The sequence below is a fragment of the Algoriphagus aquimarinus genome (assembly GCF_007997215.1).
In the GTDB taxonomy this organism is placed as follows: domain Bacteria; phylum Bacteroidota; class Bacteroidia; order Cytophagales; family Cyclobacteriaceae; genus Algoriphagus; species Algoriphagus aquimarinus_A.
In genome coordinates, this window is the sequence record NZ_VORW01000012.1 from 34431 (window position 1) to 60141 (window position 25711).

Annotated in this window: 19 protein-coding genes; 4 read left to right on the top strand and 15 right to left on the bottom strand. The window is 39.1% G+C overall.

Features of this window, described 5'->3' with window-relative positions; translation table 11 throughout:
- Positions 1-16 precede the first annotated feature (16 nt).
- The 3 genes from ESV85_RS15350 to ESV85_RS15355 all read right to left on the bottom strand — a co-directional run bounded on the left by ESV85_RS15350 (position 17) and on the right by ESV85_RS15355 (position 2781).
- Positions 17-1309 (bottom strand): tyrosine-type recombinase/integrase, encoded by a 1293-nt coding sequence (locus ESV85_RS15350; protein WP_146919074.1) that lies wholly within the window; start codon positions 1307-1309, stop codon positions 17-19.
- Between the two features lie 268 nt (positions 1310-1577).
- On the bottom strand, positions 1578-1835 hold the full coding sequence (locus ESV85_RS22335) for a hypothetical protein (protein ID WP_191322028.1): 258 nt from the start codon (positions 1833-1835) through the stop codon (positions 1578-1580).
- A 229-nt stretch (positions 1836-2064) separates the two neighbouring features.
- Complete coding sequence (locus ESV85_RS15355) at positions 2065-2781, bottom strand: SGNH/GDSL hydrolase family protein (RefSeq protein ID WP_146919076.1); 717 nt, start codon at positions 2779-2781, stop codon at positions 2065-2067.
- Between the two features lie 248 nt (positions 2782-3029).
- Between ESV85_RS15355 and ESV85_RS15360 the strand changes: the two genes are divergently transcribed.
- Positions 3030-3404 carry a hypothetical protein gene (locus ESV85_RS15360; protein ID WP_146919078.1) on the top strand — a complete coding sequence of 125 codons (375 nt, stop codon included), beginning with the start codon at positions 3030-3032 and terminating at the stop codon, positions 3402-3404.
- 193 nt (positions 3405-3597) lie between these two features.
- On the opposite strand, the gene ESV85_RS15365 is transcribed toward ESV85_RS15360, so the two are convergent.
- Genes ESV85_RS15365 through ESV85_RS15380 form a run of 4 tightly spaced genes read right to left on the bottom strand, consistent with a single transcriptional unit; the run spans position 3598 to position 9664 of the window.
- The gene (locus ESV85_RS15365) at positions 3598-4062 is read right to left on the bottom strand and encodes a c-type cytochrome (RefSeq protein WP_146919080.1); all 465 of its coding nucleotides are present in this window, start codon (positions 4060-4062) and stop codon (positions 3598-3600) included.
- 59 nt (positions 4063-4121) lie between these two features.
- Entirely contained in the window at positions 4122-5240 is a 1119-nt protein-coding gene (locus tag ESV85_RS15370) for a Gfo/Idh/MocA family protein (protein ID WP_146919082.1), read from the bottom strand.
- A 44-nt stretch (positions 5241-5284) separates the two neighbouring features.
- Complete coding sequence (locus ESV85_RS15375) at positions 5285-6145, bottom strand: sugar phosphate isomerase/epimerase family protein (protein WP_146919083.1); 861 nt, start codon at positions 6143-6145, stop codon at positions 5285-5287.
- Positions 6146-6148: 3 nt separating this feature from the next.
- Entirely contained in the window at positions 6149-9664 is a 3516-nt protein-coding gene (locus tag ESV85_RS15380; RefSeq protein ID WP_223276012.1) for a PVC-type heme-binding CxxCH protein, read from the bottom strand.
- A 142-nt stretch (positions 9665-9806) separates the two neighbouring features.
- On the opposite strand from ESV85_RS15380, the gene ESV85_RS15385 reads away from it, so the two are divergent.
- Positions 9807-10679 carry an AraC family transcriptional regulator gene (locus ESV85_RS15385; protein ID WP_146919087.1) on the top strand — a complete coding sequence of 291 codons (873 nt, stop codon included), beginning with the start codon at positions 9807-9809 and terminating at the stop codon, positions 10677-10679.
- Positions 10680-10691: 12 nt separating this feature from the next.
- On the opposite strand, the gene ESV85_RS15390 is transcribed toward ESV85_RS15385, so the two are convergent.
- From ESV85_RS15390 to ESV85_RS15400, 4 genes are all read right to left on the bottom strand, one after another.
- The gene (locus ESV85_RS15390; protein WP_146919089.1) at positions 10692-11372 is read right to left on the bottom strand and encodes a LytR/AlgR family response regulator transcription factor; all 681 of its coding nucleotides are present in this window, start codon (positions 11370-11372) and stop codon (positions 10692-10694) included.
- A gap of 1 nt (position 11373) precedes the next feature.
- Positions 11374-12777, bottom strand: a complete 1404-nt coding sequence (locus ESV85_RS15395; protein ID WP_146919091.1) for a sensor histidine kinase — start codon at positions 12775-12777, stop codon at positions 11374-11376.
- A 26-nt stretch (positions 12778-12803) separates the two neighbouring features.
- Entirely contained in the window at positions 12804-12974 is a 171-nt protein-coding gene (locus ESV85_RS22340) for a hypothetical protein (RefSeq protein ID WP_191322029.1), read from the bottom strand.
- A 733-nt stretch (positions 12975-13707) separates the two neighbouring features.
- On the bottom strand, positions 13708-15153 hold the full coding sequence (locus ESV85_RS15400) for an SLC13 family permease (protein WP_223276013.1): 1446 nt from the start codon (positions 15151-15153) through the stop codon (positions 13708-13710).
- Between the two features lie 258 nt (positions 15154-15411).
- Here ESV85_RS15400 and ESV85_RS15405 point away from each other — a divergent pair, with 258 nt between their 5' ends.
- Entirely contained in the window at positions 15412-16167 is a 756-nt protein-coding gene (locus ESV85_RS15405) for a sulfite exporter TauE/SafE family protein (protein ID WP_146919094.1), read from the top strand.
- Between the two features lie 213 nt (positions 16168-16380).
- On the opposite strand, the gene ESV85_RS15410 is transcribed toward ESV85_RS15405, so the two are convergent.
- Both ESV85_RS15410 and ESV85_RS15415 read right to left on the bottom strand, forming a co-directional pair.
- On the bottom strand, positions 16381-17133 hold the full coding sequence (locus tag ESV85_RS15410) for a LytR/AlgR family response regulator transcription factor (protein ID WP_146919096.1): 753 nt from the start codon (positions 17131-17133) through the stop codon (positions 16381-16383).
- Between the two features lie 4 nt (positions 17134-17137).
- Entirely contained in the window at positions 17138-18028 is an 891-nt protein-coding gene (locus ESV85_RS15415) for a sensor histidine kinase (RefSeq protein WP_191322030.1), read from the bottom strand.
- A 412-nt stretch (positions 18029-18440) separates the two neighbouring features.
- On the opposite strand from ESV85_RS15415, the gene ESV85_RS15420 reads away from it, so the two are divergent.
- A complete protein-coding gene (locus ESV85_RS15420; RefSeq protein WP_146919100.1) occupies positions 18441-20246 on the top strand; it encodes a serine hydrolase domain-containing protein in 1806 nt (601 codons plus the stop codon).
- Positions 20247-20286: 40 nt separating this feature from the next.
- On the opposite strand, the gene ESV85_RS15425 is transcribed toward ESV85_RS15420, so the two are convergent.
- Together ESV85_RS15425 and ESV85_RS15430 are read right to left on the bottom strand one after the other, a co-directional pair.
- The gene (locus tag ESV85_RS15425) at positions 20287-23460 is read right to left on the bottom strand and encodes a type I restriction endonuclease subunit R (RefSeq protein WP_146919101.1); all 3174 of its coding nucleotides are present in this window, start codon (positions 23458-23460) and stop codon (positions 20287-20289) included.
- Positions 23457-25685: an AAA family ATPase gene (locus tag ESV85_RS15430; protein ID WP_146919103.1), complete on the bottom strand. Its 2229-nt coding sequence runs from the start codon at positions 25683-25685 to the stop codon at positions 23457-23459. The genes ESV85_RS15425 and ESV85_RS15430 overlap by 4 nt, the downstream gene beginning before the upstream one ends.
- Positions 25686-25711 lie beyond the last annotated feature (26 nt).

The following is a 25711-nucleotide window of genomic DNA, read 5'->3' on the forward strand; positions in this document are numbered from 1 at the left end:
GGCTTTTATAAAACCTTTATTTTCGCATGAAATCGGTAATATCCTCTAAGATCTCTTTTTTGGTCTTATCCTCAAACCCTGCAAAGTAGTTTTTAGTGGTTTTTAGGTCGGAATGACCTAATGCCTCACTTACAAATTCCAAGCTTGCTTTTTTCCTTACTGCCGTGGTAGCAAAGGAATGTCTAGCCCAATAAGTCGAAATATTTTCATTCAATCCGTTTGCTTTCGCTAGCTTCTTAATATGCTGGTTTACATATCGAATGAAATTCAACTTTGCCAAATGCTGTTTTTCGGCATTATCATTTTCCGATAGGATAGGGAAAACAAATCCGTTTGGGTTTTGTGTAGTGATGCCGTATTTCTCAATAAATGATTTTGCAAAATCAGTAAGAGGCACTTGAATAGGCTTTGAGTTTGCCTTCTTAGTTCGTTTGGTTTTCTCCCTTACAAATTCGATTTGACCATTATTCAAGTTTTTCCATTTTAAGTGGAGAATATCCTTCATATTCATTCCATTACATACAAAGGAGAAAAACCAAAAATCCTTTGCCTTTTCCTGCTCCTTAGTTTCAGCTTTAGCCTGAAAAAGGGTTTGGAGTTCGTTTGAATCAAAAGCTTTCTTAGTATTGGTGGAGGCTGGTATCTCATAACGCTTGGATCCGAAAGGGTAAATATCCCGGTCTATGGCTTTGGATTCGATAGCACTGTTAAAAATTACTCTAAGGCCTCTAAGGTAAATTCCCACCGTGGTAAGGGATTTTTCATTTTTTTCAGTCATCCAAAGTTCAAAGTCATTTAGAAACTTGACTGTGATATTTTGAAACAATAGCTTTTTAGGTTCTTTCCCGGTCTTATCCTTAAGGTAAGCTTTCAATGCCTTCATGCTTAACTCATAACTTGAAGCCGTAGAAATTCGCTTGTAATCCCTTAACTCTTGGATATAGCTTTCATAATGATAAAAGGCATTGAGCAATTCCCCGGAGGTAATCGAAAGGGATTTTTCAAACGCTTCAAAAGTGAATGAGTTTAAGAGTTTGACTTTATTGGAATAATGGTTTTTCAACTCTTCCAAGTCCTCTTTTATGTCGGTTTCTTCTTTTTTGAATCGCTGGCCTTTTTCAGGAAAAAATATCTTATTGAAATCTTTTTCGCTAAGGTCGAAATCAGTTGTATAAAGTCGGGCTTTTTTAGTGGAGGTGTCATAAACCCGGATTTTCACCGGATAGGATCCATTGTCTTTTTTGCGCCTAGTGTCAAGGTATAAATTGACCTTAACCGGATCTTTGGCTTTGTCTTTTTTTCGTGTCATGTCAAAGTAGCTTTACCCAAAGATACCACTTGCATACCATTTGCACAAAAAAAGGTCGCTATTTGCACAAAGAAACCATAAACAAAAACATAAAGAAAGGCTATAAAATAGCTGTAAATCAATATTTTAATAATAATACAGATATTAAAAAAATAAGCCAATTTCTGACTTGTAATCAGTAGGTCATTGGTTCGATCCCGATAGGAGGCTCAAAAAGAGAAACAGAAATGTTTCTCTTTTTTGGTTTTAGGTATTTTTTAGCTAATGCCTATATCTGAATTTCCTTATCGATAGTTGCTTCTGATATTTCAGCAACCATCATAAGAAATATAGAGATGCCAAGGCAACTAAAGAAAGTGATGAAGAATGAGTTGATAGTTGCGTCCTTGTATATCCTCATGAAGAAGGGAATAAGGAAGACGACTAAAGCAATTAATTTTAATACTTTCGCGCCTAATGATATTGCAGGATGATATTTTGGATTTATCCGCAAATTTGAAGGAAGGTAATTTCTTTTGCTTTTCATGATTACTTTGGGTTTAGCTGTATAAGAAATTCAACCTACTTACAGAAAATCAGGTAGAATGATGAATTCCTTTGCTTAATAATATACTGTTTATTCCTTAAATAATCAGTCACTTAGATTATTATTTCGCCATCCCACGGGATTGAAAACTAAAAAAACTCCTTACTTAGAGGTAGTAAGGAGTTTATTATTTGATCGAAAGAAAGACTCACTATACTATTTTTACTATTCATTTTGGCCAGGCTAGAAAAGCTACCTGCAGTTCTCCCAGTTTTTTGTAGCCAGCCTCATTCATATGGATGGGGTCCGTGTAATAAAGGTCTTTGTTATACAGGCTATATCCGCCTAGTGTAAACTGATCTAAGTAGGGGATGCCATGAAGTTCACAGATTCGTTTTTGCATGGCTACATGGGCTTGCATTCCGTTTTCAGCGAAGGGATCATAAGCGCCTCTATCATTGAATGCCTTACTGGAAGTGAAAAAGTAAATCTGTGCTTTAGGATTGAGCTCGTAGATTTTTTTGATGCAATAGTTTATTCCACCCGCCTGCGTGATCAGTTTGTTTTCGTCAAAACCATCGAATTCAGAATAGTCGGTATAGCTGCCCACTTCCCGCTTATTTGTGTAATCATTGGTTGAAGCCCATAAGATATAGATATCAAAGACTCCAGCTCCATCTACTTGCTGCTGAAGGGATTTTCCCTGAAGTGAAGAAAAACCTGCGCCTCCAACACCATAATTGGTGATAGTCATACCTAAACGTTCTTTCCACATTTCTTTGGCACTATCACTAGCAGGAATGACTGAAACCGAGCCACCAAAAACAGCCACAGACTTCCCGTAGTTATAGGAAGCTTTTAATGTTATTTCCTCTGATATTTGGCCAAATGAATTTGTGTATAGCAAGGCAAAAATAATAATCAGGTAGTTCTTGATTTTGCTCATCTCAGTATAGCAGGTTAATGGTTGATATAAAGTAAAATAGTAGTTGCTACTCAATCATTCTTGAATAAGCTTCACCTTAGTTTTTTCATTTGAATCAAATTTAAGGATTTTGAGTTCTTAAGGACGTGTAGTGGAAGTAGGCGTCCTGTATTTAACTGTATTTATTCTAAAAATATCGTTTCTCATAATTTGAGTATTCAGGTATTTTTTCCTTATTGTATCAATATAAAACATTAACCCAAATACAGATGAAAAGAAAATTTACAATCCTAAGCAGCTTGATGCTTTTGGTGACTATGAGCTTTGCATTTGCTCTTTCTAGCCCTAACGAAAAGTATTTCGAAGGTAAATGGTCTGTTCTAATCAAAGGAACGCCTCAAGGCGATGCTACTATCCCCATGAGGTTTGAAACAGTAGATGGAAAGACCACTGGCTACTTTATCGAAGAAGGGGCTAATGAGGAGAAAAAAATGAGTTCAGCTACCATCAAAGATGATGTTCTTAATACTTCCTTTAATATTAGTGGCTACGACGTAACACTTTCACTCACCAAAGTGGATGATGATAATGCCAAAGGTGACCTTCTGGGCATGTTCGATGTTGAAGGTAAAAGAGTTAAGTAAGTATACTTACTTATGAATATTAAAAAGTTTGAATAACCCAATCTATCTATATATAAAAAAAAGGTGGCAGAACGTTCTGCCACCTTTTTTAATCTTGTAACCCAATCTATTTTACTACTTTGAGTCCTGTATAAAGGACTACTTTATTTTAAAGTATATTTAATTATTGCTCTAATAGCTTTAAAATGAGCTATTAGTAAAGGCTCAAAATGTATTTGACCATATCTTTGGCATCCGCCTCACTTAATGCAGGATGCGGTGGCATTGCTGCCTCTCCCCATACACCGGCACCACCATTTATTACTTTATTTGCAAGTTTGGTGATATTCTCCTCATTAGGCTTATACTCAGCGGCTATTTCCTTAAAAGCTGGTCCAACGACTTTTCTCTCTACCAAATGACAGGAAAGGCAATCTGAATTACCGATTTTTTCTTCTCCTGTAAGTTTGATACTGCTCTTATCATCTATTATTTCTTCCATCTGATCTTCCTCTATGATCGGCTCTGCGACAATAGGCGGGGTTGGCTCAGCTGGCTTTACTTCAATAGGTGTTTCATTTGTGGCTGATTTTTCCGTAGTGGTATCTCCTCCTCCGCATGCAAACGATAGTACAGCTAGCAGTATGGTAGCTGACTTTGATATGATTTTGATTTTCATTCTTTTAAACTATTAATATCCAATGGCCAAATTTGAATAAACACTTTTATTTGGACCGGTTAATGATTGTTTAGAGTAAACTCAGGTAGATGTTTGATTGTTCCACCGTCCATTGCAGACTCATGAGCTAAAATCCCTACACACGTAATATTTGCAGATTCTTTAGCATTTGGATAAGGAGCCCTCTCTTCTGCCAGTGCATTCAAGAATTCATTGACCAAGTGCGGGTGAGATCCACCGTGACCTGAACCTTGAATAAAGGATAGATGCTGATTGTCATCACCATCATACACTCCAGCAGTGGTGAATGAAGCAATTTCCTCAGGAAGCAAATGTCCATAATCAGGAATTTTCACTTTCTCAGGACTTTCCCCAGTATGGATCACGGAGTCTTCATGCTCAACCAATGTCCACTCAAAGGACTTTTTAGAGCCATAGACGTCAAAACTCTCTCTATACTGTCTGGCAGTATTGAAAAGCGATCTAGTTACCTCAGCAGACAAGTCTGAATCTTTGAATTTGATGTGACACGTTTCGATCGCGAAAGGAGAACCATACTTTGGAATCAATTCTTCATCAATACGTCCGGAACCAAAGCATGAAACGTATTCTGCCTGAGCCTTTGGCAAAGCCAAAACAGGTCCCACGCAATGCGTCGCATAATGCATAGGAGGGAGGCCTTCCCAGTATCCTGGCCAGCCAGCCATTTCCTGCTGATGAGATGCGCGTAGGAACTGTATTTTTCCTAATTCGCCTTTCTCATACATTTCTTTGACGAAAAGAAATTCACGGCTATAAATCACCGTCTCCATCATCATATAAGTCAAGCCCGTTCTCTGAACCTCTTCGACGATTTTCTTACAGTCTTCTACAGAAGTAGCCATAGGAACGGTACAAGCTACGTGCTTGCCAGCTCTAAGTGCTTTCAGAGATTGCTCCGCATGATTTTGAATTGGTGTATTGATATGAACTGCATCGATATCCGGATCTTTTAACAGTTCGTCGTAGTCTGTGTACACTTTCTCTATGCCGAAAGCCTTTCCGATTTCCTCAGCTTTTTCCTTATTTCTCTGGCAGATTGCATACATTTTAGACAGTTTATGCTTCTGGTAGATTGGAATAAACTCGGCACCAAATCCAAGGCCTATAATTGCGATATTGAATTGTTTTTTACTCATGTTATTTTGATAATGAAAAATCGTTAAGGGTTAATTGTTCTTACTTATTCAGCAGCCCATTTTTTCAAGAACTCAAGTCCTTCTTTGGCGAAGCCATCCTGAGATGGTACCAAAGGCTTCCAGATACATACTGCACCGGCAAGTTCTTTCACATCTGGCGTGAAACTTTCAATAGATACCACTCCCTGATAGTTGATCGCTTCTAAACCACGTTTGTATGCAGCCCAAGGAGTAATGCCCGTCCCAGGAGTTCCACGGTAATTCTCCGAAACCTGGAAGTGAATCAATTTATCTCCGGCTCTTCGAATAGCAGCTTCAGGATTTGGTTCTTCTATATTCATATGAAAACCATCCAAGATCACCTTTGCTTCTGGTTCGTTGATATCGTCAATCAATCTCATTAATTCCTCACAGGTATTGATCAGATCCGTTTCGAAACGATTTAAGGTTTCTAAAGCAATGTCCAAACCGAATTTCCTAGCTGTTTGACAAACTATACGTAGGTTAGTTACTGCTCGATTCCATTCTACTTTTTTCTGCTCAGGAGAAACCAATCTGGCTTTTCCTACGGCTGAGTACATAGGTCCAGCTACGAATTTGGCATCCAAGCCAGCAGCTATCTCAAAGCACTGATCCAAGTAATCAAAACTGGTTTTGTGAAATGAAGGATCTTCATTGGTGAAGTCTCGGCTCGTACCAAAAGCCCCGCAGATAACGGCCTCGAGGCCGTTATCGCTAAGCGCTTGTTTCACTTCTTTGATATCTATCAATGCTGGGTCTTCCACAGGAATCTCCACTACATCATATCCGAAGCCTTTGATTTTTGGTAAAAGGCTAAGCGTTTCAGAACTGAATGGAGAAGTCCATAACCAGGTGCTTACACCGAATTTTACATTAATTGGCATCGCTTATATAACTTTCATTATGCCGTTCATTTGCTTCCAGTGATTAGGAAGGGTACAAACAAATGGATAATCACCTCTCTGAGAAGGCACTTTCATGATAATAGTTTCTGTCGAATTTGGGAAAACCAAGTCTGTTGAAGCAAGTACCTCAGAAATCTCAGGTACAAAGCTCTTGTCCATTCCAGTTAGCTCTTGGGCCATCTTGTCTGCAGCCTGACCGATTTTTTCGAGTGAGCCAATGGCTCCAATAACTAGATTGTGTTGAACAAAGTCAGGGTTATTAAAATCCAAAACCAGTTTGCTTCCCGCTTTGACAATAAATGCGGATTTATCAAATGACATCTCGTGAGGGATGGTAGTTAGTGTAACCAAACCATTTTTAACTACTTCAACTGATTCTTCTATTGATGAGACTGCTTTGCTAGCTTCACCTGAAGAGGTTTTCTTTAGATCAAGGCTTGAGTCATTCCCGATTCTACCTGAGAATCTCCAGTTACCTTCGTAGTCTCCAACTTTGTTATTAGAATCAAACTGACCTACACGCACATTTTCCGGAGATAGTGGTCCTGTAAACAAGCCTTTGGTTTTACCCTTAGCTACTTCGTTTCCGTCGATCATTAAGCTCATACTACCATCTTCTTTAAGTGTAGCGATAACAAGGAATTGCTCTGAAGGTAATTTCTTGCGTGAACTGATGATTTTCACATCACCATCCTGGGCGATAGCAAAATGCAAAGCGTCTTTATAAACGTATAAGCTATACCCATTGGTGCCATTTCCTTGAGCTACCATTACGCCGTCTAGTGCCTCTCTGCCTGGTGCAACTACCATCTCAATGGTCATTTCTTTTCCTGTAGGATCAGGTGGGAATAGAAGAGCGTTACGCTGGCTTAAGGTGTATGATTCAGATATTAGGCTTCTGGAAATTCTATCTGCAATACTCATTACAGAATCAGCCTCAGCTTTTGGAGCTACTTCTCTGCTTTCAAAAGCAGAAGGGTGAGTCAATGCTGCAGCAAAAATCGCCTGTGGTAAATACTCATCTTTTGCATTGTCCTCATTTTCAGATATAGCTAATAGTTTCTTAGAAACATCTGCTGAAGTTGGCATTTCAGAAACTGCTACGATAGCATTTTTTCTTGCCTGAAGATTGGGATCTTCCATCAAGTTAGCTGCTAAGATCGCATCTAATGCAGATTGGTTTTTAGGAATTACTCGTACAGCATTTTTTCTAACAGCTGCAGAAGGATGGCTTAAAGCTTTTTCTACCACTTCCTGTGCTTTTGCATTATTTCCATCCAATACGCCTAATCCATGAAGTGCCCAAAGAGCATTGATTGCAGGAGCATTTAAACCAATTTCATCTACTTTTTGATTGTTGATGATATCATACAAACCTTCAATCACGTCCATGTTTTTAGATTCTACAATCAATCGCTGTGCGGTTAATCTCCAGAACATGTTCTCACTTTGAATGGCAGCTAGAAGCTCATCAGATTCAGCATCTTTCAGATCGAAGACCTTAGATGATTCATTTCCTTTGTAGGTAAGACGATAGATTCTACCATGTTGTCTATCTCTCAATGGATTGATGTAGGCATTTCCCTCACCATTTTCCCGACCTCTAGGAGTAGGGTTATGTTGGATGATAAAGTTATACCAATCAGCCACCCAAAGTGAACCATCAGGTCCTACTTCAGCATGAACTGGGCTAAACCATTCGTCAGAACTGGCTAGTATATTGAATGCGTTTTTCTCTTTGTATCCAGAACCGTCTTCAATCAAGCGTGCATTGTGTAGCACACGTCCCGTAGGCTCAGCTACAAAAGCCATTTGATTCCAATATTCCTTTGGGAAGTTTCTTGCAGTATATAAGTTGTGTCCAGCAGCAGCTGTATAGCTTCCATGCCAATCTACCTGTCTCAAGAATGGAGTCAAATGAGGCATATCATAATGCGAATCAATACCAGTTGCAGTATTAGGGGTTCCCTTATATATAGTTCTCTTAGCATACTTAGTTTCCATCGCCAAATAAACGGAGTGTTGGCCGTTAGCTGTGGAAATGAATGTCTCAAAATCTTCTGAGAATCCTAGGCCCCAAGTATTATTACTTGTACGTCCTAAGAATTCCATGTTTTCCCAAGTAGGAGTAAATCTATAAACACCTTGGCTGAAATTGAATTTCTTGCCGCTTACTTCTCCGTTGAAACCTGAGTATCCTAAAACTCCCCAAATCTTATTATCAAAGCCATATTTTAAGTTGGATGGACCAGCATGTGTATCAAATTTACCCCATCCTGTCATCACTACTTCTTGTACGTCAGCTACGTCATCCCCATCAGTATCTTTCAGGAACACAAAATCAGGAGCCATAGAAATCAACATCCCGCCATTTACGGCCATAATTGAGGTAGGTATATTTAAGCCTTCAGCAAAAACGGTTACCTTATCGGCTTTACCATCTCCGTTGGTGTCTTCCAAAATCTTGATTTTGTCATCACCGCCTTCTTTACGAATCTCATTAGGATAATCAGTCGTTTCAATTACAAATAGTCTACCTCTCTCATCCCAAGCAAATGCGATAGGATTGATGATCATAGGTTCAGATGCAAATAACTCCAGCTCAAAGCCTACTGGCACCTGTATCAACTTCATCGATTCTTCCGCAGAAAGTGGTAACTGATAGCGAGGTGCAGGATCATTTTTCTCATAATTAGGAATATCCGCATCCTCAAACTGTGGCGTAGGAATATTGTATTCTGTCAAAAGCTTATTCACTTTATCGCCTACAGCCCAAAGTATACCGTTTGCTACAAGGTTTTGGAATTCTTTTTTCTCCCAAGTCTTCTCGTTGTGACCATAGGCAGTATAGAATACCCGGCCTTTTCCCTGATCACGAACCCAAGTGTAAGGCTCTTTACCTTTTTCATCCACACGCTCCATGAGCACATGCATATCAGGATTTACCTGGCTGTGTACATAAGTCTCATCCCAAGTCTCAAACTCAGAAATCCCTTTCATCACAGGGTGATCAGCATCTACGATAGTAGCGGTGAAATCACCCGTACCATGTGTACTGAACTGCCCGCCAACTGCCTCGATGTACCAAGGGGAATTTTGGAAGCAAAACGAAGCACTGTGAATAGGAATCAACGCTTTACCGCCTTCAATATAAGACTTCAGCGCAGCTTCCTGCTCTGGCGTGATCTTCTCATGATTGGCATAGATCATCAAGCCATCATAATTATTCAGCTTCGTTTCATTCAGATCATTTACATCTGTAGTGTACGTGAGATTAATTCCTTTTTGGAAAAGAGGAGTTTCTAAGTACATCATCAATTTCTCTGAATTGTGATGTTCGCTTTCATGCCCTAGAACTAAAATCTCTACTCGCCTAGGATCTTTGGATGAAAGGAAGTTGTTGTTGCTTTTGCCACCGCATCCCGCGAGGAAAGCAAACATTAAAATCACCATACAAAAGAAGGGTGACTTAGGTAATTTTGGGGTTTTCAAATACATATTAAGATTAGGGGATTTATTAGATTACTAAATTCCAGTATTAATCCCATCATTTCTCCCTGTTTAAGCTTGAAAAATGACTGAATTATGATTAATTACAGCTTTAATCAACTGGAATAGTAGAATAAATCAGATATAATCTATGAAGAAACCATTGCAAAAATCGAAAATAGCCAGTAATAAGGTTTTTGTTATCAAGGAATTACGGGAGTCTTACCTGGATAAATACTGGCATTCTCATGAAGAATATCAGTTGAATGTAATTCTGAAGGGCAGAGGAACCCGTTACATTGGCGATCATATGAAGCCTTTCAAAGAGGGCGACTTGGTACTTACCGGTCCAAACCTTCCCCATGTCTGGCGAAGTGACAATGCTTACTTTGATCCTGAAAATGGACTGGATACCCATGACATTGTCATCTATTTCCCGGAACACTTTCTGGGTAAAGATGCTTTGCAAAAAGAAGAATTTGAGGAAATTGGGAAATTGCTGGCAAAAGCTGACAGAGGATTGGAAATCACTGGTCATACTAGTCGAACCGTCACCAAAATGATGAAGGAGCTGGTTCATAGCAAAGGTGGAGCAAGTATCATTGGCCTATTGGAGATTCTGGAAGTACTGGCTCATTCTACCGAAATGGAACCTATTACCCATATTGACTACAAGAGTAATTATACCGCAAATGAAAAAGATAAAATCTCCGAGATACTGGAATATGTGCTGAAAAACTTCAAGGAAAAAATTACGCTACAGGATGTAGCCTCCCTTGCCAATATGTCTGAAAGTGCTTTTAGCAGGTATTTTAAAGCTCGAGTGAATAAATCTTTCTCAGACTTCCTTGGTGATGTACGGATCAGCAACGCCAGAAGACTGCTTCATGATGGAGATCTGAATATCAGTCAGATTTGCTATGAAAGTGGATTTCCTACACTTTCTAATTTCAACAAACAGTTCAAAGACCGCATTGGCAAAACTCCTCTAAACTATAAAAAGGAGTACATGGAGCCTTTTTGAGTAGGAAATCGCTCAACTTTTCCCAAACTTCTCCATCACCAGCTCCAAATAAGTACTACTGACAGGAAAAGAATTAATTCCAATCAGGAGCTGATGCCTCTCAGCCTTATCCACCAACTTCATATTCACTATATAAGATCGATGAGTTCGGAGGAAAAAGGAGGGAAGTGATTTCTCTATTTCGGCCAGCGTCAACCGGCTCATCAATCGCTCATTTCTCAGATGAAAAGTCACATAATTCCCCGTGGCTTCGCAGCACATCAGCTCATCAAATCGTACTTTAAACTGTCCCTCATTCGTTTTCACATAGATAAACTGCGGCTCATTGCTGGGCTGAAGTTCCAGCCATTCCTGTGCTTTTTGACAGGCTTTTAGAAATCTCACCAGATTAAAAGGCTTGAGCAAGTAGTCCATAGCTTTCAACTCAAAGCCCTGCACTGCGAACTCTGAATAGGCCGTGGTGAAAATCACCATAGTTTCCTTAGGTAGCAGTGCAGCCAACTCCACACCGGAAATATCCGGCATATTGATATCGAGAAAAACCAGATCAACCGGGTTTGACTTGATGTACTCCAAGCCTTCCACTCCATCGGTAAATACTTCTACTAATTCTAAAAATGGGACTTTGGAAGCATGTGCTTTGATCACTTCCAAAGCCATATTTTCATCGTCTATTGCTATGGCTTGAATCATACTAGGTTAATTGGACTGACAAATGAACAAAATGTTCAGTGTCATTTGCCACGATGGTTAGGTTATGTTTTTGTGGGTAGGAATGTGCCAGTCTGTTTTTTACATTTTCCAATCCAATCCCAGATTCATCTCGTGGATCTTCGGTTTGTTTTTTGGGATGAATGCTATTCACCACATCCAGGTGCACCGATCCCTTAAGGCAGCGAAGACTGATTCGGATCCAGGATTTATTCTTAGTGCTGATACCGTGTTTGAAGGCATTTTCCACAAAAGGAATCAATAGCATGGGAGCGATATTGCCCTCACAGGTATCTTCTGAGATCTGTACACTTACCTCAAGATTTGCTTCATTTTTGAAGCGCAACATCTGCAAATCCAGGTAGTTCCTAAGGTATGTAATCTCTCTGGAAAGTGGAATTCTATCCATCTGGTTTTCATGTAGCATAAAGCGCATCATGTCTCCCAGTTTCTGAATGCCATCAGAAGTCTTCTCCGCATTTTCCATCAAAGCAGCGCCATAGAGTGTATTTAGGGCATTGAAAAGGAAGTGTGGATTGATCTGAGAGCGAAGAAAACTCAGGTTGGCTGAGCTTTGATTCACTTGCACTGATAACGTGTCTATTTTGCCGATATAGTCTTCATATTTCCCAAAGACAATATTGGAGATAGGAAACACTACAAAGATCAACAAGGCGATCATCCCAAGTCCCAGCAACATGATTTCAGGGATATTATTCTCTGCAGCAATGATTATAAATACAAGAAAAATAATGCTCATCAATCCCCATAGGAACCAGCGATAGGCTTTGATGTTGCCTTGGAGTTTGTTGCGGTAAAGCAAGTAATAATTGTAAAAGACAAAGAATGCAATTGCGGGAATTACCATTAAGAGAATGACCAGAATCGCTTCATTCACAAAAAGTCGGGACGCAAATAAAAATATACTTACAAAAAGGAAAATCATAAAGAGGCGCACCCCATTATAGAGCTGAAAATCCTTAAACACCGGTGGCAAAAACATTCTCTTTAAGAGATTTGCAATGACTAAATAGACAGTGTATAGCAGAAGAACGCTAAAATAAAATCGAAAAAATCGTTCGGCATCCACATTATTTCCGCCGGCACATGCCCCTGAAAGTCCTGCCGTGATAGCTGCGGTAAGTATACTGAATAGAATGAGGTGCAGTACATTGTTATCCCGGAGATACTTTGGAATAATCACCAAATGCATCACATAAAAACCTATGTAAAGGACTATGGGCAGCACGACTATTCCAAAGAATTTCTCCATAGGATAGCTCTGATTAGACATGGCTATCATGATGTTGGTCAATACGATAATCAAAAATGTGAAGGTAATAACCCACCATTCTACATCTCTAAAAACCAATCTTTTTGATTTCATAATTCACTAGTATTAAATACGTTAAACTACCTTGACTCAATTAGATTCGTCTTGATGTTCAAGGTAATCTTTTCCGATTCTCCTTGCTTTTCGCCATGCGTGTACATCAGCATGAGATTGTAAATAACCGCCAAAAGGATCAGCAAATAAAAGACTTTCTTGGTGTTCATCAGTTCTATACCTAATTGATAGTTCAAGATTAGCGTTACTAGAAAGTCTTTACAAAAGTATGGGACGAAATGGGGAGTTTGTGGGATGAATAAGGAATTGGAACTTACGAAATACGAAGTACGATTTACGAGATCCTCGAGGAGTGGACTTCATTTTATAGTTCAGACTGACATTTCAGCTTGATTGATGCTAGAGGCAAACTCCCCCTTGGACACAAGAGCTTGTTGAGAATTGAAACCTTCTTAAAGGGGGTAAGGGGGATTTAGACCAGATTTCAATTGTGATAAGCGTCATTGCGAAAGCGAAGTATAAGCTTGAAGCCCTCCTGTCGCTGGGCAGGCAATCTGATGTCATTTACGACTTACGATCTTGGATTTACGAGCCATATTTCCTTGCTGGAGATCATCTTAGCTATTTGACATCTATCTAGCTATTGAAATAAGGAATTAAACTTTTTAATGATGAATGATGAATGTTGAATAATGAAGTACCGGTCATTGTGAAGCTGATATCAATTACGATTTACGAGATCCTCGAGGAGTGGACTTCATTTTATAGTTCAGACTGACATTTCAGCTTGATTGACACCACAGGCAAACCCCTGCATAGACACAAGAGCAAAGTGAAAATTGAAACCTAACTAGTCGATGAGGATCAAATAAATGTACCTATTATCAAGGATACCGTAAATCCCATATCGTAAATCGTAAATGGCCTAATGATGAACGTCGAACGCCGAATGATAAACTGATCTAACTGCTAGAAAGGATTATGCTGTAAATCAATTCCCCACATCACAGGAAGAACAAAATACACCATCAAGGTCACCAGAATAATAGAAATCACATTCAACCAGAAACCTGCACTGACCATATCCTTCATCTCCAGATAGCCGGAACCAAACACCACTGCATTGGGCGGAGTGGCAACAGGTAGCATAAAGGCGCAACTGGCAGCCAGCGTAGCGCCTACCATCAGTCCGAAAGGATGTAAATCAAGTTTGAGCGCCACTGAAGCTAGAATCGGAAGCAACATAGAAGCCGTGGCGACATTGGAAGTGACCTCGGTGAGGAAGTTTACCGATGCTATTATAATAAGGAGTAAGACAAAGAAAGAGATTCCCTCGATCAGGGTAAATCGCGTTCCAATCCACTCAGCCAGGCCTGTTTCCTTGAAACCTCCAGCCAGAGCCAAACCACCACCAAATAGAATAAGAATTCCCCAAGGGATTTTCTCGGCAGTTTTCCAGTCCAGAATTCGCACATTCTTGGTAGAAGAGGGGAGTACAAAGAGTAAAACTACTCCAGTCAATACGATGATGGTATCGTCGATTCCCGGCAGGAATTTCTCCAGAAAAAAGCTTCTCGTAATCCAGGAAAAACAAACTAATCCGAAGACTATCATCACTGTTTTCTCCTCCGAACTGATCTTTCCAAGTGCTGCTAATTGCTTGTAAACGATGTTTTTACCGTCATTCAGACTAAAGTTCTTTGGAAGTGGGTTGGCGGAATTCACTAGATAAAACCAACAGATCAGCAGTAAAACAGCCGCCAGAGGAAAGCCAAAAAGCATCCATTCATTGAATCCTATGGTGTAGCCGTACAGATCTGAAACTACAGCAGCGAGAATCGTATTCGTAGGAGTACCGATCAGCGTGGCCACGCCGCCTATAGATGCTCCGTAGGCGATTCCAAGCATTATATTTTTCCCCAGTTTATCTGCAATTCCTGAATTAGAAGAACCTAGTTGATCCTTGAACTGATTCACTACAGCCAAACCTATCGGAAGCATCATCAGAGAAGTAGCGGAATTGGAGATCCACATGGAGAGAATTCCGGTGGCGAGGATAAATCCCAAAACGATACGTCGCAGATCTGTTCCCAATAAGTTTATTATGTTAAGTGCAATTCTGCGATGTAGATTCCATTTCTCTATTCCCGTAGCTAGGAGAAATCCGCCCATATAGAGCATCACTGTAGGATGCATGTAATTCGCAGATACGGAAGCTATAGGCAAAATCCCGAGCATAGGCATAAATATCAGCGGGAGAAATGCTGTGGCGGCAATAGGAATCGCTTCAGTGATCCACCAGATCGCCATCCAAACTGCCAAGGCTAGCATCGCTAAGGCCTGTGGATTCAATCCTGGGGAACTCACAAAAAAATAAATCAACAAAAAGGCTGTAGGCCCTAATAGAAGTCCCATTCGGGGAAGCTGATGGTTCATAAAGCTGCTGGTGGGGGTATAAGCGTATCCAAAGCCTTAAGTTAAAAATAAATGGGAAATGGAGGGTATTGAATTTTGTATTTAACATAATATAAATTATGTAACATATATATACCATCATGTAGCAAAGTCCTTCTCAGTCATTAATTCTAAGCCTCAATCTTAATAGTCATTCGATTGATTTTTATATGTTTGGGCAATAGAAATATTTCCGCCTTTTGCTTTTGACCTCAACCTATGTTTTTATCCAGTATCTCAGAGATCAGTACCACTTCATGGATTCTTAGTTTTTTAGCCGCTTTTGTGATCGGATTGTCCAAAGCTGGTATCAAAGGAATAGCAATTATCAATGTGACTTTTATGGCAATAGCCTTCGAAGCCAAACAATCCACCGGTATAGTATTGCCCTTGTTAGTGGTTGCAGATGTGTTTGCGGTGATCTATTACAACAGACATACGCAATGGAAATATGTGGCTAAATTTCTTCCCTGGATGATTTTGGGAATTATTCTGGGAAGTTGGTTCGGTATGGATCTTCCTGAAAAAACATTTAAAATATTTATGGTCATCATTATTTTCTTAGTCTTGGCTATCATTGTTTGGTGGGATCAAAAAAAGGTGAATACGGTGCCAACGCACTGGGCCTTTGCTAGTGGAGTCGGGACTTTGGCTGGCTTTACGACCATGGTTGGTAACTTGGCCGATCCTATATCCAATATTTACTTTTTAGCCATGCGTCTGCCCAAAAATCACTTTATAGGTACTGCAGCATGGCTTTTCCTGATCATCAATATTTTCAAATTACCCTTTCATTTTTTCCTTTGGAACACCATTTCCAAAGAAACCCTCCTACTGGATGTGAAATTGATTCCGGCAATTATTCTAGGATTTATATTAGGAATCAAACTAGTCAAGATGATCGATGAGGAGTTATTTAGAAAAATGATATTGGTATTGACTGCTTTGGGAGCTATCATTATTCTATTTAAATAAGTTGAATATCCGCATTTGCTAGCAGCGATAAGAATGAAATTCGTTTCCCTGCCTACCGGCCAGGCAGGCATCCTCCCGCATAGGCATACATTTCCAGAAGATGGTTTTGGGCGGCAGGGGAATTGTTTGGTTACCATCTAACCATGGTCCCGCCACGGCGGGCAAGTTATTAATGGTTGGACCACTTCGTGGTCATACTACCTATGGAACTCTCTATATTTTATCAGATAAATTTCTTTTATCAAAAAAAGCTAATCCACTTATTAAAGCCAAAAATTCTTCTCTATACTTACTACTGATAGGAATCTCTTTTCCATTGATCATCACACAATGATTCTTGACTGTTTCTATGTGTTTGATTGCAATAATATTTGAGCGATGAATTTTTACGAACTGATTTGCAGGAAGTAAATCCAACACTTCAGATAATTTATAGCGAGCCAATATGGGGCTCTTATCCGAATGAAACGTCACGTAATTCCCGTCACTTTCAATGTATTTTATATTCTTAATGGATAACTGATGAAATTCAGAGCCACTTTTGATAAAAATAGTTTGATCAGACACTTCAGAGGGAACTTCAGGGTCAGGTTTTTGAACGCCCCTATTTTGATTCAATGCGTCCTTTACTTTCATCGTTGCTTGAAGCAATCGATCAAACTCAATTGGCTTTAGTAAATAGTCTATTGCTTTAAGCTCATAACTTTTCAGAGCATATTCCGAATAGGCCGTTGTGAAAATAATTAAGGGAGGTTTTTGTAAAAATTTCGGAAAACTCAACCCTGATAGTTTGGGCATGTTGATGTCCAGAAATATAAGATCAACTTGATTTTCCTGGAGATATTCAAGCCCTTCTATCGGATCTCTAAAAGTAGCTTTCAGTGAAAAGGATGGGATTTTATTCAAATGAATTTGAAGTACTTCAATAGCCGAAGGCTCATCATCAATGATTACGTAGCTTATCATATTTCTAGTCAAGATTCAAACTCAAGAACGATTTGAAAAATCCATTTTCTTCTTTTGTTTCCAGCGTATGAGTAGTTGGATAAAGAATAGAAAGTCTCTTTTTTAAATTGTCAAGCCCAAAACCCGAAGATTCATCTTCAAGGCCATTCCTCTGTCCATGTACTGTATTGCTTACTTCAAAATACAACTTATTCTCTTTGATTTCCAGTGAAATATCGATAACAGATTTGGTGTTAGGTTCAATGCCATGCTTAATCGCATTTTCCACAAAAGGAATAAGCAACATAGGGCTAATTTTAACTGTAGTTACATCTCCTATCACAGAAAAATTTATGAACACGTCATCCTCTTCAGCAATTCGTAATTGATATACTTGAATGAAATTTTTGAGATGATGAATTTCCTTTTCAAGTATGACCTTATCCTCATTTGTTTCATAAACCATGTAGCGCATTAATTCGGCTAATCTTGCAATGCCATCTGCTAATTCAGGGACATCATGTTTTAAGGATTTTGCATAAAAGCTGTTTAAGACATTAAACAAAAAATGCGGGTTTATTTTCGACTTCAAAAAAGCCATTTCTGTGGATAATTTTTCTTCCAGCAATACCCTTTTCATCTTTTCATTTTGCATCCAGTATTTCAGCAAAGCATAGGATAAAGCAACCAACAATATGATGAACCCGACAAATAAATTATATAAAAAATAGATAGTAAAAGTCTCATTATCAGAAGAGAAGAAGTTTACCAGATAATTATAATCAATAAAACTCTCGAATAAGGTAATACCAATAAGTCCTGCCGCAACTAAAGCGATTAGGGTTTTTGTCTTTTTCAGACGAAGGAATTTTGGAACAAGATAAAATGCTGTAGTATAAAAAATGGTTTGGTTCATAATCATTCCAAACAGCAGGGGAATCCAGTAGGGTCCAGTGTCTTTTCTGAAATCTCCAATAGTTGATGTTTGGCTTAAAATTAAAAAGTACCCAATTACCCAGATCAAAATGTGGATAATGGCTTCCGATTTCTTTTTCATGTGTATCCTCCTTTCACATATCCAATAAAAAGAATATTAATGATTTAAAAATAGGTTAGGGATGGATTATACCGTTCTAGTGACAAAACTATCTAATTCTGTGATTTTCCTTATTTAACATATTCAGGGCTTTTTATCACATGAAACAGCTCAACAATCACATTCATTTTTAAGTGGTCTCTGCTTGTCCTAATGTTGTTTCAAGTAGTCATCTGCCACAAATAATATAAGTAAAACAGTTAAGCATCGCCATACTATAAATTATACTATCATGAAAAAAATAATTGCCATCCTATGCATCTTGATCTCAGGATTCAACTCCTTTGGACAAGTAAATCCGAACGAAGATTTAGAAAGAAAAATCGACCAATTATTTGAAAGCTATACAGCATACAATCGATTTATTGGAAACGTTTTGATCAGTGAAAACAATGAGATTATTTATCAAAAAAGCTTTGGTTATGCCGATTTTGATAAGAAAATAAAAAATACCCAAGAGTCGATATTTGGTATCGCATCGCTTACAAAATCATTAACTGCCATAGGGATTATGAAGTTGGTGGAAGAAGGGAAGTTGACCTTAGAGACTCCCCTCTCCTCCTACTTCCCGGATTTTATACCTGAATATTCTAAGCTGATTACCATTCAACATTTACTAAACAATAGCTCTGGAATGCAGGCTAATATTGGTAGAATAGATGATGCCGGTAATGGTCTTATGCCAGCTACAAATGAAGTGACTTTGGATTCTCTCTTGGATGTTTTTAAAGATTCCCAATTGAATTTTGAACCGGGTACTGCCTATGAATACAATAATTTTGGCTATCTGCTTTTAGCAAGTATTATTGAAAAGGTAAGTGGTCAGTCCTATGAGGTTTATATGCAGCAGAATGTTTTCAATCCTGCAGGGATGGGGAACACATTTTCCAATTCATCTGGCAATTTAGGCCAAAGAGCATATCCTTATTTTGGACTGGGAATGGATGAAATTAAAAAATTTGAATCGCCTTACCACTCTTCTTGGCTCAAGGGTGCTGCCGATATGTATTCAACAACTGATGATTTATATCGTTTTATGCAGGCTCTTGAAGATGGAAGTCTATTAAAACCCACTTCTGTAAATGAACTCTATTCCGCTACCCAAGAAATGGGTGTTAATACAATGGCTTCTGGTTTGGGTTGGGTAATTGATCAAAAGGAAGGCGAAAAATGGGTTTATAACAGCGGTTTGCTTCCTGGCTATGCTGCTATCATGGGATCGCTTCCAGAGAAAAATATCAAAATCATAATCCTTTCCAATGCTACTTCTGTAAATCCTGTAACGGATGAATTTCAAGGGAAAATGACCTTTGTAGAAGGAGAAATTACAGATAAAATAATCGCTCTGCTACTTGGTAAACCCATTGAACTTTCACCTTTACCAAAACAAAACAACAGAAATTTCACGCAAGTAAACAAAGAATTTCAATTGGATGATGAACATACTTTAGTCCTGAAAAGTGAAGACAATACCTATTATTTAGAAACAGTAGGTGAAGAAAATTGGTCTGTATTTACTTATTCTTTTTCAAGAGATGCAAAGGAAGATAACAAGACAAGTGAAATTGCATTGTTTTTTGCCAAAGCATTTAGTACCCAACAATTTGAAGGGTTATCCGAATATGGCAATGATCAAATGAAAGCTTTTTTAGGTACAGCCCAAGGGCAAGATCAACTAAAAGGAATGTGGGCCAATTTTGTAAACCATGCAGGTGAATTTCGCTCGTATAATATCTATAAAATTGAGGGAGACGAAGTCAAAAACGTTCACGTTAGATTTCACTTTGAAACCATAGATATAGGAATGGTTTTAAGTATAAACGCAGCGGATAAAATTCAAGGAATGTTTATGGATGATGCGGTTAAAACAAGTCATATTTCCAAGGTTGTTTTAGTGCAAACGGGAGATCATGAATTCTTTATCGATGGTCATAGAAACGGCGGAATGCAGGATTTGAGAATCATTGTTTCAGATACCGAGCTTATACTTATAGATGGATCCGAAAGGTTTATAGGAAAAATTCAATCTTCCAATTGAGCTTAGGAATAAGTAAAAGGATAAAATATCGAGGAGGGACTCACCTCCCCTGATACTTTTTAAAATTCTCCGCTTGCTCAAAAATCTCCTTATACACCTCATCCCGGTCAACCGGCGGATAATCATTCTCTGCGAGTAGAATAATCAAATCCACTTTCAATTCCGCCTTGATATCATCCCGCTTGCTCCAGTCGGTGTATTTGGCTTTGTCGTCTACCACATCTTTAACAGCTTGAGCCAAGTGAATCAATTTGTCTTCAGGATATACAAAATCATACTTTTTGGCCAATTCCTTTAGTATGTCATAAAAGGCCTTCTCTTCGAAATCAATTCCCAATTCCGCAAAGGATTCTTTCTCCTTCTTCATGGCATAATACAGATCTATGATCTCATTGGTGAAGTCTTCCAACACTTCGCTTTGTAGCACATCAGATTCCTTGCGCTCATTGTATTTATCTACCAGCGTTTTCATCTGCTTGGAGAAATCAACGCCCTTGATTTTGTTGATGCGCTTGAACTCGTCAATGGCCTTGGCCAGCAACTTTTGCAATAATTTGATCTTGGTATGTGGAAGCTTGATCTTATCAATCTTAGCCAAGTAATCGGCCTCGAAAATATCCACTTCGCTTTGCCCGTCCTCTCCAAGTTTGAAGATCTCCTCTACCCCTTCACTCTGAATCGCTTCCTGGATCATCTCCCGAACTTTCGCATTCATCTGATCGGTATCTGGGCTTTCTCCCTTGGTCAGCTTAAATACAATCGAGCGCACTGCAATAAAAAAATGAATCTTGTCTTTGACTTCATTGGTAAAGGCAGCGCTTCCCGAGCAAATATCATAAGCAGCTTTCATCCGCTTCACCAGATTCATAAAGCGTCGCTCCAATTGCTGGGTTAGCTGCACAAATTCCGCTGCCTTATTCAGGGTATGTAATTGCTGAATCGGTGTGCCATCGAAATAGGCACTGTAATCAAACTTGTGGAAGATCGCTTCCAGCAGATCCAACTGATCTTTGACCACGATAATGGACTGCTCGATGTCCTCAAAGTTCTGGCTATCCACCGTAGAATACTGCTTCAAGGCCAAATTCATCTGCTTCTTGATGCCAATGTAATCCACCACTAAGCCTTTTGACTTTCCTTCAAACTTCCGATTCACTCTCGAAATCGTCTGAATCAAACTATGCTGCTGCACGGGTTTGTCGATGTACATGGTATCCAAAAAAGGTACATCAAAACCTGTGAGCCACATATCCACTACAATCGCAATCTTAAAATTACTCTTGGCATTCTTAAACTGTCGGTCCAGCTCCTTTCGATAGTCCTGATTACCCAACAGATTATAAAGCGCCTCTTTATCGTCTTTTCCTCTCGTCATGACCATATTCGCTCTTGCCATAGGAAGAATCTCTTTTCTATCCCTTTCACTGAGTTCAACTCCTTCGGCAGCATGAAGGATTTCTCCCCAAGCTGGACGCAACCCCAGGATTTCCTGATAAAGCATATAGGCAATTTCCCGACTGCTGCAGACAAACATCGCTTTTCCTAGCAGTGTGCTTCCTTCTTCAACTCGGGTTTCATAGTGCGCCACAAAGTCTTTTGCAATAGCTTCGATTCTTCCCGGATCTCCGAGAATCGTCCCCATTTGTGCCATCTGCCGCTTGCTCTCGTCGATCTGGTATTCATTTCCGCCAGATTCAGCAACCATAAGATAATAGCTCTCGATTTCCTGAAGCTTTCTATTTTCCAGCAACACCTTGGCCGCTCGACCCTCATAGACGATCCTCACGGTAATATCATCCATCACCGATTCAGTCATGGTGTAGGTATCCACTATCTCCCCAAACACATCCATGGTCGCATCAATCGGCGTTCCTGTGAAACCCACATAAGTGGCATTCGGCAGGGAATCATGGAGATGCTTCGCAAACCCAAAACTCTTCTTCACACCCTGCTCGGTAATCCGAACCTTCTGATCCAGATTGGTTTGGCTGCGATGTGCCTCGTCGGAAATACAAATCACATTGCTTCGATCCGTGAGCAATTCGGTGTCCTCATTAAACTTATGAATTGTGGTCAAGAACACTCCCCCAGAGTTTCTGCCTTTCAGTTCATTTCGTAGATCCTCCCGACTGGTCACAGACTTGATCACATTGTCTCCCACAAAGGCCTTGGCATTGGTGAACTGTCCGCTCAACTGATCGTCAAGATCGGTACGGTCAGTGATCAACACGATGGTCGGACTGGCAAAGTCCACGCTCTTCATCAGTAAGCGGGTCAGAAAGAGCATGGTAAAGCTCTTGCCGCAACCTGTCGCTCCAAAGTAAGTCCCGCCCTTTCCATCGCCTTCAGGATGCTGATGGAGTTTGATGTTTTCAAACAGCTTGGTCGCTGCATAGTACTGTGGATAGCGGCAGACGATCTTTTCATCCCGCTTGGAGCTATCTGGCAGGTAAATAAAATTATGGATGATGTCCGTAAGTCGGCGCTTATCCAGCATCCCACGGATCAGCGTGTACATGGCATCAATTCCATGCACCTTGGTAGACTTTCCTGTGGCTGGATCGATTTCCTGATCCAAACCTTCGATTTTCCGCCAGGCATAGAAGAACTCATAGGGAGCAAAAAAACTTCCTGCCTTGGTATTTACCCCATCGGAAATCACGCAAAAGGCATTGTACTTAAATAAATCCGGGATATCCCGTCGGTAACGATTGGTCAGCTGATCGTAGGCAGAGAACAAAGAGGCGGTTTCCCGGATGGAAGATTTAAACTCAAACACCACCAGTGGCAAACCATTAATGTAGAGAATCCCATCGGGAATGCGCTTCTCAAAACCCTGAATCTCCAGCTGATTGACAAACTTAAATCGGTTCTTTTCCGGCTGCTCGTAATCGATCAAAGAGATAAAAATATCCTTCTGTTTGTGGTCTTCCCGCTTCAGCAGAAAGCCATCCCGCACCCAATTCATGATCGTCTTATTCGTCTCGTAGAGATCGGAAGCGGGCAACTTCTCTAATTCCCGAATAATGGAAAAGACCTCCAAAGGAGTGATTTTCTGTGCAGCATAGCGCTCCAGCAAAAATCCCTGCAAATCGGCCCGAATCAAAACTTCTTCCTTGCCTCTTAAAATCTCCTCACCCGGCACATAAGGATATCCCTGCTCTCCTAAGAGGGTAATAAAGGCTTGTTCAAGTTGGGATTCGGTGAATTTCATTGATTATCCTCCAAAATTTCTTCATTGATTTCCATCATCAAATTATAATGACCTAGTTGCCCATTTACCTCAAATATTGATCTGAAAACATCTTTATATCGTTGCTCTGAATCATCATGCCCTGAAACATGAATTTCATCCGCTATGTCATGAGAGCCACCATGTACCCAACTTATGAGAGACTTACATATTAACTGTTCCTCTAAACTTTTGAACTTTGGGGGTAGGTTTTTAATATTTGAAAACTGTCCAAATACAGTGAAATAATATTCAAGTATTCTTCGCATTGCATTTTGAAGCATCACACTTGATTTCTTTTCTTCTGATTTTAACTCTTGCCATAGCAATTCATATGTACTTGAGATAGGATTCTTTTTTCCATGAGATTCTATTGTTGTACATTTTCTTCCTTTGCGAAGGATCCAATAGCCAGTGTTCTCAATTTCTTGATTTCTTCCTTCCACAATAGCCATTTGCTTGTGAAAATAGGAATTATGAGTAAAAAGAAGAAGTTGATTAATATTACCTTTTCCAGCCCTAACATCTTCTAAAAATTTACGAAGCAGTGAGCTAACAACGAATAAAACATTGCTGTCCAAGCTTGATATTGGGTCATCAACTACTAATATTCGACGTTCATTTACAGATTCTTCTGAATGTCCTCCTTTTGCTAATTGATAGAAATATAAAAAAGTTAGAAAAGTAACTTCACCTTCACTTAAGGTAGATTCAACCAGTGTACCATCCTCTCTTTGAATCTGGTAGCAATTATTCTCTTCCGGAGACTTTACTACTTTGAAACTAAAAAACCCATAAGAAACCAAGATTTTATTCATTTCTAATTCTGAAAATTCAGTCCCTGTAGTTCCTGCAGTTAAGTCATCAATTTCTTTTTTCAGATCAATTCCTTTTTTTATTGTTTGTTTTTGAATGTCTAATAATTTTGATTTAACAGAACTTATTCCTTCAAAAGCTTTTTCATACCCACTAATAATTGGTCTAGCTTCCTCAATTAGGTATTTCCAAACTGATTGAATCAATAATAAATGAGAAGTTCTAAAACTTCGGACAATTCTATTATGCTCTTCTATTAACTTATTGGCATTAGTAATTTGATCCTCAAAATGTGCAAAAAGGTCGGTAAGTAAGGTCAAAGAAAGTTTTCGACTTGGTTCTTTTAACTTATCCGTCATTACCCTGTGGGATTCAGCTAATCTACTTTCAAGTAATTCAACTTCTGTTTCAAATTTCTCCCAATCAATTTTTGTATCTGAAGATATTTTTTCCCTTTGTTGAAGCTCTCCTAATTGATTTAAAATTCCTTGGCTTTGGCGTTTAAATTCATTCGAATAGCTAAGAACCTTGCCTAATTCTTTTTTATAAGATTCATCAAAGAAATCAGCAAGTTGTTTTTTCAAATTTTCATTAACTGTTTCTTGTTGGCAAAATGGACAAACTTCACCTTCAATAAATTCTTGGCCTTTATCAACCCAATCACTATTATTTAACTTTCCGATAAGTTGGGCAATTGGTACATCTGCTTTTCCAACTATTGCTTTATTCCAAATATCTGACTCTTCAATTTCTGATAGTTTTGAAAAGTCCAATAGCGGTAATAGACTAATTTCTTGTGGTTTTCCACCGAAAATAGTTTTCGCCTGTTCCAATATCTCTTCTTTAGTAAGTAGATCGGCTGAATTTGATTTAAATTCCTTAAGCAATCTAGCTTTGAAAGACTCTTTAGTCCCACATCCTTTGAAAGCATCACTAAAATTTGTCTTGTTTGGTTTATAATAGGAATCCCAAAGTGTTTCTTTCAACCTTTCATACTCAGAGTCTAATTGGTCTTCAAATCCTTTTAATCTCCTTTTTTCCTCTTTGGCAGTTTCTCTAAGGCTTGTGATTTCTATCTTCTTTTCTTCAAGTAATTTCATCTGCTCAGCAGACGCTTTACCTAATGTGAAAACCCCGGGAATATTGGATTTGAAAAAGTTTTGTTCTCTAAATTCTTTATTGTAAACGTAGGCAGGAAGAGCCTGATCACCTTCCCATGCTATGTTACAATCAACATATTTATCTTCCTTGGGAGTAGCTAAAAAATTGGAAATGGTGGTTTTACCACTGCCATTTGCTCCGTATATGAAACTTACTGGTTTTAGATTTTCTAACAAAATACCATCAGCTGAATAAGAGGCTACATTTTTAACAGTTATTGAATTTATCATAGAAAAGTAGTTTAAATAATATTATT